This is a genomic window from Geodermatophilus arenarius, assembly GCF_042654585.1.
Taxonomy (GTDB): domain Bacteria; phylum Actinomycetota; class Actinomycetes; order Mycobacteriales; family Geodermatophilaceae; genus Geodermatophilus; species Geodermatophilus arenarius.
This window is the reverse complement of the sequence record NZ_JBHSGR010000003.1, coordinates 118,055-128,345: the sequence shown is the minus strand read 5'-3', so window position 1 is coordinate 128,345 and position 10,291 is coordinate 118,055. Positions and strand designations below refer to the sequence as shown.

General features: G+C 75.1%; 9 protein-coding genes. 3 read left to right on the top strand and 6 right to left on the bottom strand.

The window, feature by feature from the left end:
• Positions 1-30 precede the first annotated feature (30 nt).
• Positions 31-567, top strand: a complete 537-nt coding sequence (gene bldD / locus ACFO3M_RS04430) for a transcriptional regulator BldD (protein WP_387986855.1) — start codon at positions 31-33, stop codon at positions 565-567.
• Positions 568-746: 179 nt separating this feature from the next.
• On the opposite strand, the gene ACFO3M_RS04425 is transcribed toward bldD, so the two are convergent.
• From ACFO3M_RS04425 to ACFO3M_RS04405, 5 genes are all read right to left on the bottom strand, one after another.
• Positions 747-3,428, bottom strand: a complete 2,682-nt coding sequence (locus ACFO3M_RS04425) for a helix-turn-helix transcriptional regulator (RefSeq protein ID WP_387986852.1) — start codon at positions 3,426-3,428, stop codon at positions 747-749.
• Positions 3,429-3,666: 238 nt separating this feature from the next.
• Entirely contained in the window at positions 3,667-6,375 is a 2,709-nt protein-coding gene (locus tag ACFO3M_RS04420) for a hypothetical protein (protein ID WP_387986849.1), read from the bottom strand.
• Between the two features lie 115 nt (positions 6,376-6,490).
• Positions 6,491-6,694, bottom strand: coding sequence for a hypothetical protein (locus tag ACFO3M_RS04415; protein WP_387986847.1), 204 nt, complete (start codon positions 6,692-6,694; stop codon positions 6,491-6,493).
• 426 nt (positions 6,695-7,120) lie between these two features.
• Positions 7,121-7,303, bottom strand: a complete 183-nt coding sequence (locus ACFO3M_RS04410) for a hypothetical protein (RefSeq protein WP_387986844.1) — start codon at positions 7,301-7,303, stop codon at positions 7,121-7,123.
• Between the two features lie 372 nt (positions 7,304-7,675).
• Positions 7,676-7,858 (bottom strand): hypothetical protein, encoded by a 183-nt coding sequence (locus ACFO3M_RS04405; protein ID WP_387986842.1) that lies wholly within the window; start codon positions 7,856-7,858, stop codon positions 7,676-7,678.
• Between the two features lie 479 nt (positions 7,859-8,337).
• On the opposite strand from ACFO3M_RS04405, the gene ACFO3M_RS04400 reads away from it, so the two are divergent.
• Together ACFO3M_RS04400 and ACFO3M_RS04395 are read left to right on the top strand one after the other, a co-directional pair.
• The gene (locus tag ACFO3M_RS04400) at positions 8,338-9,180 is read left to right on the top strand and encodes a glutaminyl-peptide cyclotransferase (protein ID WP_387986839.1); all 843 of its coding nucleotides are present in this window, start codon (positions 8,338-8,340) and stop codon (positions 9,178-9,180) included.
• A gap of 392 nt (positions 9,181-9,572) precedes the next feature.
• On the top strand, positions 9,573-9,815 hold the full coding sequence (locus ACFO3M_RS04395) for a hypothetical protein (RefSeq protein ID WP_387986836.1): 243 nt from the start codon (positions 9,573-9,575) through the stop codon (positions 9,813-9,815).
• Between the two features lie 54 nt (positions 9,816-9,869).
• Here the strand turns inward: ACFO3M_RS04395 and nusB are convergent, their stop codons facing one another.
• Complete coding sequence (gene nusB, locus ACFO3M_RS04390; protein ID WP_387986834.1) at positions 9,870-10,277, bottom strand: transcription antitermination factor NusB; 408 nt, start codon at positions 10,275-10,277, stop codon at positions 9,870-9,872.
• Positions 10,278-10,291 lie beyond the last annotated feature (14 nt).

Below are 10,291 nucleotides of genomic sequence, written 5' to 3'. Positions count from 1 at the left end.
GACACGACGACGGACAGTGAGCAGAGACGCATGAGCACCGACTACTCACGGGCACTCGGCGCCCGGCTGCGGGCCATCCGCAACCAGCAGGGTCTCTCCCTCCAGGGCGTGGAGGACAAGTCGCACGGACGCTGGAAGGCCGTCGTCGTCGGGTCCTATGAACGCGGGGACCGCGCGGTGACCGTCCAGCGGCTCTCCGAGCTCGCCGTGTTCTACGGCGTGCCGGTCTCCGAGCTGCTGCCCGACCCGCGCCCCTCCTCGGCCGTCACCTCGACGACCAAGATCGTCCTGAACCTCGAGTCGCTGGGCTCGCTGCCCGCCGACGAGGCCGGCCCGCTCGCCCGCTATGCCTCGACCATCCAGGCGCAGCGCCACGACTACAACGGCAAGGTCCTCTCCATCCGCGCGGAGGACCTCAAGTCGCTGGCGATCATCTACGACATGAGCCCCGACGAGCTCACCACCCGGCTCATCGAGTGGGGCGTGCTCAACCCCGGCATGGACGGCGTCGGCGGCCCAGTCGACGACGAGGACGAGGCCTGGGACCGGCGCCGCGCCCCCCGCTGAGGAACACCGCTGTCCCGCGGCAGGCCTCGCGACAGCACGACGAGACCGGGCTGACGAGACCGGGCTGACGAGACCGGGCTGACGAGACCGGGCCACGGAGTGCGTGCGCCCCGGCCACCGGCCGGGTCGGTCCGGCTGGGGTGACCGGGGCCTGTGTCCGCGCCCGCCCGGGTCCGCGGTCACAGCCGCGCGGACAGCCGCCGCCCGCGCAGCGTCAACTCCCCTCGGGCGCCGTTCGGAGGGCCCGTGCGCGGGGGCGGGTCCACGAGCGCGTCGGACAGCTCGGTCCGACCGGTGATGCCGAGCTTGCCGTAGATGTGAGAGAGGTGCGCCTCGACGGTGCGCACCGACACGACCAGCCGGTCCGCGATCTGCACGTTGCTCAACCCGAGGCTGGCCAGCCGAGCCACCTCCTGCTCCCGTGCGGTCAGGGACGGGGGCAGCAGCGCCTGCAGGGACTGACTGCCTGCCAGGCCGCACTCGCGTGCCAGCGTGACGGCCCGTGCCATGGCCGTGGCCGCCGCACGCCGCGCGCCGCGGCGCTCGTGGGCGGCCGCCGCCTCCGCGGCGGCGTCCGCAGCGGTCAGCAGCAGGCCGGCCTCCTCGAAGCGGCGGCTCAGCACGTCGAGGTCGTCCCCGTTCTCGGCCACGATCGCCCCCACGTGGTCGGCGAGGTCCTGCACGTAGGCCGACTCGCAGCGCCGGGCGAGGACGCCGAGCCGGTCGACCACGTGGAGCGGGCGCCCGAAGCGGAAGGTGGTGTGCAGGACGACCGCCTCGGTCGCCACCTGCCCCTGCTCGGCGGCGCTTCGAGCGGCCTCCCGGCTGAGCCGGGCGGCCTCGGCGGAGTGTCCCTGGGCACCGGCCACCACGGCGCGCGCGACGAGGACGAAGGGGGCGTAGACGGGGAGCGCGGCGGAGGCGGCTTCGTCGAGTTCGGCGACGAGCCCGCGTGCGGCGTCGACGTCGCCGAGGAGCGCCCGCGCCATCGCGAGCTGGGAGCGGCACACCGGCAGGAGACCCAGCGGGTCGGCCCTCCGCAGGCCCGTGTACGCGCTGACCAGCCAGCGGGCCGCCACTCGTACCCGCCCGGCGGCGAGCGCGGCCCAGCCACAGTGCAGGGAGGCGACGGCGTCCCCGTACCACTCCGGGCCGGCCAGGTTGCGCCGGTGGAGGTCGGCAGCGAGGGACTCGAGCTCACGCGCCCGTCCGCTCAGGCGGAGCGCCATGACCTCGGCCTGCGCCAACGCCAGGTGCACGAAGGCGGGCACGCTCCTCCCATCCGGCCACGAGAGACCGGCCCGCCCCTCGGCGACCCTGGCCAGCGCCGACCGCGGAGCTCCGGTGACGGCGTGCCCCAGTGCAGCCGCGGCGGTCGCGAGCTGCCAGGCCGGCTCCCCTTCGCGGGCGGTGGAGCGCACAGCCGTTGCCTGGTCCACCGCCCCGACCGGGTCGCCGCTGCAGAACGCGAGGACCGCCCCGGTCGCCGCGAGGAGGGAGCGGCCGTGGTCGGAACGGACTGCCGGGACCACCGCGTCGAGCACGGCCTGCGCCTGGGCGACCTGACCGAGGGCGCAGGCCAGGTCCAGCACCCGGATCACCGTGGCCTCGACGCGGTCGTCGTCCGTGACGGCGACCTCTGCGGCGTGGCGGGTGAGGTCCTCGGTCTCCACCGGGGACCCGGGCCAGGTGGTGGCCTCCACCAGCGCGAGGTACGCCGGCGCCTGCCCGCCCGCCTCGACGGCGGCCCGCGCCAGGCGCCCGGCGAGGCGGTGGTCCAGCATCGCGGCCGCACGCCGTGCGGCCGCGGTGAGCTGCCCGGCGTCCGGCACCGGCTCCCCTCCGTCGAGCAGTGCCAGGCACCGGGCTGCGACGTGTGCCGGGGACCGGTCGTCCCCGGAGCCGGCGAGGAGCTCACGACGGATGGATCGGAGCACCGCCTCGGGTGTACGGCTCCGGACGACCTCCGTGTACAGCGGGTGTGCCGTACGGACGAGACCCGGCGTCCCCTCGGCGTCGTCGACGACGACGCCGAGGCGTTCGAGCCGGGCGACGGCCTCCCGGCTGCTCAGCGCCTCGACCTCCCGGGCCGACAGCGGTTCGACCGTGGCGAGGACCTCCAGCACCCGCCATTCCGCGGCATCCAGCTGCCCCAGCTGGGCCAGCACGATCTCACACAGCCGCTGGGACGGCAGCATGGCGTCCTGCCACCGCCACGCCCCCTCGCACTTCGTCAGCCGACCGCTCCAGACGCCGTCCTCCAGCAGCTCCCGGAGGAACAACGGGTTGCCTTGACTCAGGTGCCAGAGTCGCTCACCCGTCCGGGCGTCCACGTCCCCGCCGAGCACCTGGCCGACCAGCCGGACGAGCTCGGCGCGGCGCAACGGCTCCAGGTGGATCCGGTCGGCCAGCCCGTCCTTCCACAGCGGGGCGGCCGGATCCGGCTCCGTCGCGCCTGTGCGCACGGTCAGGACCAGCATGACCGCACCGCTCGCGGCGAGCTGGTGCAGGAGGGTCACCGACATCTGGTCGAGCAGATGGGCGTCGTCGACGGCGAGGACCGGGGTCGGACCGGTCCCGTCCCCGGCGATGGCCGCGGTCGCCCGTTGCAGCAGGGCCAGTCCGGTTGCGCCGTCGTCCACCGCGGGCAGGAGGTGGGCCAACGCGCCGAGCGGCACGAGCGCCGCGGCACCGGTGGCCACGGCCCACGCGGTCGGGTGGCCCCGCTGCGCGGCGGCGGTCAGGGCCTCCCGAGCCAGTCGGGACCGCCCCACCCCCGGGGGACCCGTGATCACCAGGCTGCGCTCCGGCCTCGCGGTGAGCGCAGCGTTCATGGTCCTGAGCTCGGCTTCCCGACCCATGAGGGGCCAGCGCATCGCCTCCATCAGACGGGACGAGCGCGATCAGGGACGGACCACGGCATCCCGTGTCCCGTCCGTCGTTCCACCGCTCCCGGCATGAGCTCCCTCGCCACTGCCGCTCCCCCGAGCTACTGGTACGGATCCCGCGCGGCGACTTTAGTCACGGATTCGTCCCGAATTCGACGTCCGGGCTCCCGCGCGGCCCGGGTCGTGCCCCTGCGCTACGCATCCCTCACAATCAGTTCGCCCGATCGGAGGCCGCTCCCCCGGTCCCCGTTCCCGGACTGACCATGAGGACAGCGGGCCCCCCGCCGAAGGCGGCAGCCGGCGGTGTACCGGCGGTGGGGCCGCCGACCGTGACCTCCCAGTCCGCCTCCGCGGCCGCCGGCGACCCGTCCCGGACCAGCCGATCGGGCGTGACCCCGTCCCGGAGGAGGTCCCCCCACAGCCCGGCCGGCACCGCCACTGTGCCGCCGGAGGACGCCGGCCCGGCGATCCAGTCGGCGAGCTGCTGGTGCGGCGGGGTCCGCGCGGACACCGGCAGGAAGAGCGCTCCGGTGATCACGACGACCAGGGCGGTCACGAGGAAGGTGCCCCTGAGCAGCGGGTGCGGTCGGGCCGTCGCCGGGCCACCGGTCCACGCGGCAGCGAACAGGACACCGAGCAGCACCACGGCGACCAGCACCACCGGGAGCGCCGTGCCGGCCCCGTGCCAGGGCACCACGGCCGGCACGGTGGCCGCACCGGCAGCTACCGCCGGCAGGCGGAGGCCGCGGAGGAGGAACCCGGTGCCGACGGCGAGCGCCGCGAGGAGCAGCAGCACGGCGCGCTCGGAGGCTCCGAGGGGGAGGTCGGCCGGACCGCTCGGCACGGTGGCCACCACAGCGGCGACCGGGAGGACGACGAGCGCTGCCAGCCACGGTCGGGTGTCGCCCTCCACCGTGTCCGGGCGGGCGTGCCGGGGTCCGCCCGCGTGCCGCGCGCGCCGGCCCGATCCGGCTCCGAGGTGGCTCCCGATGCCCACGGCCAGCGGGACGGCGACCAGGGGCTCGGTCGCCACGCCCACCGCGACGGCGGCGATCCCGAGCGCCCCCGCGACGGGGCGCCGTGCCCGGGTCAGCACGAGCGCGCCCACGGCGGCCCACGCGGCCCCGACCAGACCGCTGCCGACCGTGGCGAGCACGGTGACCGCCGGCCCCATCACGAGCACCGCCAGCAGGGGCAGGGCCACCGCGACCGGGCGTACGCGCCGGGTCCGGACGACCACGAGGAGCGCCACCACCAGGACCGCGGAAGCCACGACCGCGAGTTCCCGGCCTCCCGCCAGGATCGTGTCGTGCCGCTCGAAGGCACCGGTCAGCCAGGCGTAGCCGGCCACCTGCAGGCGCAGCAGCCGGTCGCCGAAGCCCACTGCGGCACCGTCCACGCCGTGCAGGGCGGCCCACGCGCCGTCCACCAGCCGGAGCTCCGCCGCGGTGGCCGGGTGCGACCACGCGACGGAGGCCACCCGCACGAGCAGGAGGACGCCGAGGCCTGCCAGCCCGACCACCGCACCGACCCGGCGGACGGCTGCCCGGTGGGCCGACCCGACCCGCCCGGCCCAGCGGACGGCGGGACGGCCGGCGACCAGGGCGACGGGACGCCGGGCGACCAGGGAGGCCAGTGACCACAGGACGAGCCCCAGGCCGAGCCACGGCAGGGCCAGGAGCAGGAGCTGGAAGACGCCCAGCGTGGTGGCCAGGACGTCCCCGCTCCGGGCGTCGGCGTCGAGACGCCGGAGGTACTCCAGCGACGCCTGCCAGGCGACGGGCAGCAGGTGCGGCAGGGCGACGAGGACCGCGACCAGCCAGGCGAGCAGCGTGGGGACGATCAGTGCGACCCACAGCACGACCACCCGGCGCGCCCGTGGCCTGAGCTTGCGCAGGAGCGGGTGGGACGGGCGGCCCGGGAGCAGGCTCAGCAGCGCCGGCTTCACGAAGCCGAAGAGCTCGGGGACCCCCACCAGGTCGGCGAGGATGTAGTAGCCGTCCATCCGCAGGTTGGGGAGGAACTGCCAGGCCGTCTGCGCGTGCATCGTGACCAGCGCGATGAGCAGCCACGGCTCGCCCGTCCCGAGGTAGCACAGGCCCAGCGCCAGCATGGCGATGCAGTTGAAGTAGACGCCCCCCAGGTCGGTCCGCAGCCGCCCGACCCGGTCGAGGCGGTAGCTGTCGGTGACCTTGCTGTAGAACGCCGGCCAGACGATGTAGAGCCCGACGCCGACCTCACCAGGCCGGGCGCCGCCGTAACGGCAGGCGGTCACGTGGCCGCACTCGTGGAAGGCGGTGAAGACCACGGTGAGGCCGAGGAGGGCGAGGATGAGCCCCGGCTGCCGGGCCACGTCGACGACGGCGGACTCCATCCGGCCGAGGACGTCGCCCTGGGCCACGATCCACACGTCGACGGCGAGGAACGCGGTGACCAGCGCCACCCAGGCCGGCCGGGTGAACAGCGGCCGGAAGAACCCGGCGATGCGCCAGCTGACGGCGACCGGGATAACACCGGCGCGGTAGCGGAGGCCCAGCAGCGGGTCGGCGCGGACCGGCGCCTGCGGGCTCGCGTCCCCGGCCCCGGCGACGTGCTCGTCGACGTGGTCGGCAGCGACGATCCCGGCGGGCCGGAGCCGCTCCTCGACCAGGAAGGTCACCTGCTCGGCGGTCAGCTCACGGCCGAGCTCGGCGCTCAGGTCGGCCGCGACCTGCTCGGTGTCCCGGCCGTCGAGGGAAGCGGCCACCCGGTAGAGCAGGCGGGGCAGCTGCATGACCTGCCCGTCGACCCGGCGGATGATGAACCGGGGGTCCTCGTAGGCGGAGTCCCGGTACTCGCCCAGCAGCTCGGTGCCCGGGGCCAGCCGTGGCAGCGGGATCCCCCCTGTTGCCGGGCGGTCGAGGACCTCGGTCTGCGTCACGCTTCCCTCTCCGTCCCTCGTCGGCCGATCCGGACACGGGGAGGGGCGGCCGGTGACCGGCCGCCCCTCCCCTGGACGCGGCGGGTGCGTCAGCAGCCGCCGGCCCGTGGCGCTGTCAGCCGCCGAAGCGGACGTTGCTCCCGGCGAGCGCCGCGGCGACGGCGGCGTTGATCTGGGTGCCGCCGAAGTTGATGTTGCCCGCGTTCACCGCGACGGCGATGGAGAGGTTGCCGTTCTGGAAGAACCCGGCCTGCATCGTGGTGCGCTCGGGCAGCAGCTCGACCTGCTCGTCGGCGAAGAGCTCGAGGTCCGTGGACATGGTGTCTCCTTCAGGATCGGTACTGGATGGAGTCCGCCAGGAACAGGACCGCAGTGGTGCCGCCGGACCCTCCTGATCGCCCCGTGGTCTGCCGAGCCCGGCCGCGGTCCGGGATCGGCACGCGGAAGTCTCGGGCCGCGGGGGGACGCACGACATCCGCACCCGGCACCTATCTGCTCCGATGCCGGCACTGACCCGGTGCCTCCGGGACCACCGCCCCCAGCCGGGCGGGCCACGTACGGGGTGGACCTGGCACGGGCACCGCGCGCGCAGGACAGCGGGGTGACCACCTAGGGGTCCCCTGAGGCTCGGGCGCCGGCCGCACGGGCGGGGCCGGGAACGCGGAGGAGGGGCGACCGGAGACCGGCCGCCCCTCCCTGGCCCGGCGCACGAGCCGGGCCTCGCACCACTCGATCGGCAAGAGCCTCAGCCGATGCCGACGTTGCTGCCCGCGAGCGCGGCGGCCACGGCGGCGTTGAGCTGGTCACCGCCGACGTTCACGTTGAGCACGTTGGCGGCCGCCGCGAACGCCTGGTTGCCGTTCTGCCAGACGAACGCCTGCAGGGTGGTGCGCTCGGGCAGCAGCTCGACGGTCTGGTCCTCGAACACGGGATCTCCTCAGTGTCGGTGCGGACGTGGCGCCGGGGAGGCAGGTCAGGCCGCCGGCCGGACCTCCCGTGCGCCTCTGGGTCTGCCGCTCCAGCCGCGGTCCGGAGTCGGCGGGAGGGAGTCTCGGGCGGCGGCACGGGCGCCGGCATCCGGGGCGGACACGTATCCGGCCCGGTCCGGCCCCGAACCCTCGTCGCCCTCACCACGGCCGGCACGGCAGCTCCACCGACGCGTGCCGGTCGGGCGCGGAGGCCACGCGTGGGGACTCGTGCCGGTACCGCAGCATGAGAGGAGGGGCGGCCGGAAACCGGCCGCCCCTCCCTGGCCCGGCGCACGGGCCTCGCGTCACTTCCTCGGCAGGAGGCTCAGGCCTCAGTCGACGAAGACGTTGCTGCCCGCGAGCGCGAGGGCAGCCGCGATGTTCAGCTGGTCGCCGCCCACGTTGATGTTGCCGGCGTTCACGGCGGCGGCGACGGCGGTGTTGAAGTTCTGCGCCGCGAAGAACTGCATGGTGGTGCGCTCGGGCAGCAGCTCGACGGTCTGGTCCTCGAACATGGGATCTCCTCAGGATGCGGTACTGGGGATGAGGCCTGCCGGGATCAGGACTGCGGCGTCGCCGCCGGACCTCCCCGATCGCCCCGTGGACTGCCGGTCCCGGCCGCGGTCCGGGATCGGCAGGCGAAAGTCTCGGGCTGCGGCACGGACGGCGGCATCAGTGGCCACCACCGATCTGGGCCGAGCCGGATCCCGGTCCCAGGCTCCGTCCACCACGGTGCCGGTTCCGTGCGGTACGTACTGCAGGGAACGGGCACGCATCTACGGGAGCCGTCCCTTCCGGACCCGCCGGCCGGTTCGTAGTCTCTGCGGCTCCGGGCCGTCCCGGGTCGCCGGCCGGGTCCGCCGGCGGTCCCCCGTCGACGCACCCCCGGCGACCCGGTGACCCGGTGGCGGTGGCCTGGTGGCCCTGTGACCGAACGACCCATGACTCGGCGACCCCTGTGACCCGACCGACCCGAACGGATCGTGACCGCTCGATGAACCGTGGCATCCGCCGCCGGGCCCTGGCCGCCGTCGTCCTCGCCGTCGCGCTGCTGCCCGCCTGCTCGGCACGGGACAGCGCGGACGTCTCCGTCTACGGGGAGTCGGTCCGGGCCCGGAACGCCGTGGTCACCGACCCCGACCTCCCGGTGCCGGTGCTGCGGCCGGAGGTCCTGGCCGAGGTGCCGCACGACCCGTCGGCCTTCACCCAGGGGTTCGAGGTGCACGAGGGCGCCCTCTACGAGGGCACCGGACTCGCGGGCCGGTCCCAGCTGCGCGAGGTCGACCCCGCGACCGGCGAGGTGCGGCGGTCCGCGCCGCTCCCCGGCCGGCTGTTCGGCGAGGGCATCACGGTGGTCGACGACCGCATCTGGCAGCTGACCTGGCAGGACGGGGTGGTGCTCGAGTGGGACCGGGCCACCCTCACCCTCCGGCAGGAGGTGCCGCTGGAGGGCGAGGGCTGGGGGCTGTGCTTCGACGGGACCCGCCTCGTGCGCAGCGACGGCACGGACCAGCTGCGCTTCCACGACCCCGTCACCTTCGCCGAGACCGGCTCGGTCGCGGTCACCTTGGACGACGAGCCGGTGACCCAGCTCAACGAGCTGGAGTGCGTCGACGGACAGGTCTGGGCGAACGTGTGGCAGTCCGACGTCCTCGTCCGCATCGACCCGGCGAGCGGGCGGGTGACCGCGCTGGTCGACGCCGCCGGCCTGCTCGACCAGGAGCAGCGCTCGGACGCCAACGCGGTCCTCAACGGCATCGCCGCCCTGGGCGACGACGAGTACCTGCTCACCGGCAAGCTGTGGCCCGTCTCGTTCCGCGTGCGGTTTGTGGAGTAGTCCGGTCCGCCGGTGCGGGCGCGCCCCGGTCCCGGGCACCGTGTCGTCCCCGGCCGTCCCGCACCAGCGGGCGGGCACCACGGACGCAGCCGGTCGGCACCACCGAGGTGCGGCCAGGGACCACGGGACCGGTCCGGGGACCGCACCCTGCGCCGCCGCGACGTGCTGGGATGGCGCGACGAGGGGTGCGTCGCCTGCCGGCGGCGTCCCGACGACCACCCCACGACCGTCCGGAGGTACCCGTGGAGAGTCGGTTCCCCGTCCTGCTCTCGGCGCTGCTCCTGGTGTGCGGCTCGTTCTCCTGGAGCAGCTCCGCCGGTCCTGCCGGTCCGCTGTCCGGGTGGCTGAGCTCGATCGGCGTCAGCGCGGGCGTGGGAGGAGGCTCCGGGTCCGTGAGCCTGGTGTCGTGCTCCGGGGACTCCTGCTCGGTGACGCTGGGAGGGAGCGGCGCCCGGGCCCACGTGCTCGGGACGACGATCGGGCTCACCGGGACCGACGGCGACCGGGCGACCCTCCGGGTCGAGGACCGGGACGTCTCCTGCACGGTGGGGCGGACGACCTCGGCGGGCGGGCTGCAGCTGACCTGCACGGAGGTCGCGGACGGCCGGGTGGCGTTCACGGTCACCCGCGGCTGAGGTCCGACCGCCGGCGGCGACCTCGGCCCGCCGCCGCGCGACCGGCCGGCCGGGTCAGCCGGTGGGGACCTCGGCGTCGAGGATGGCGCCGAGGACGCCGTTGACGTAGGCCGGCGAGTCGTCGGTGGACAGCGCGCGGGCGAGTTCCACGGCCTCGTCGATGACGACGGCGTCGGGCACGTCGTCGGCCCAGAGCAGCTCGAACACCGCCATCCGCAGGATCGCGCGGTCGACGTCGGGGAGCCGCTCGAGCGACCAGCCGCGGGCGTGCTGCCCGATCAGCTCGTCGATGCGCGCCTGGTGCGCCGCCACGCCCTCGACCAGCCGGACGGCGTGGTCGGGGACGGGCGGCGAGGGGTCGGCGATCCGCTCGCGCAGCAGCTCCACCGGGTCGGTGCCCCGCAGGTCCGCCTCGTAGAGGACGTCGACGGCGCGCTTGCGCGCCTTGGTGCGGGCAGCCATGGCTCGGAGGGGTG

Excerpts from the sequence above, each read along its gene's own strand:
- bldD (WP_387986855.1), top strand. The coding sequence starts at position 31 with ATGAGCACCGACTACTCACGGGCACTCGGCGCCCGGCTGCGGGCCATC.
- ACFO3M_RS04425 (WP_387986852.1), bottom strand. The coding sequence starts at position 3,428 with ATGGGTCGGGAAGCCGAGCTCAGGACCATGAACGCTGCGCTCACCGCG.
- ACFO3M_RS04415 (WP_387986847.1), bottom strand. The coding sequence starts at position 6,694 with ATGTCCACGGACCTCGAGCTCTTCGCCGACGAGCAGGTCGAGCTGCTG.
- ACFO3M_RS04405 (WP_387986842.1), bottom strand. The coding sequence starts at position 7,858 with ATGTTCGAGGACCAGACCGTCGAGCTGCTGCCCGAGCGCACCACCATG.
- ACFO3M_RS04400 (WP_387986839.1), top strand. The coding sequence starts at position 8,338 with ATGAACCGTGGCATCCGCCGCCGGGCCCTGGCCGCCGTCGTCCTCGCC.
- nusB (WP_387986834.1), bottom strand. The coding sequence starts at position 10,277 with ATGGCTGCCCGCACCAAGGCGCGCAAGCGCGCCGTCGACGTCCTCTAC.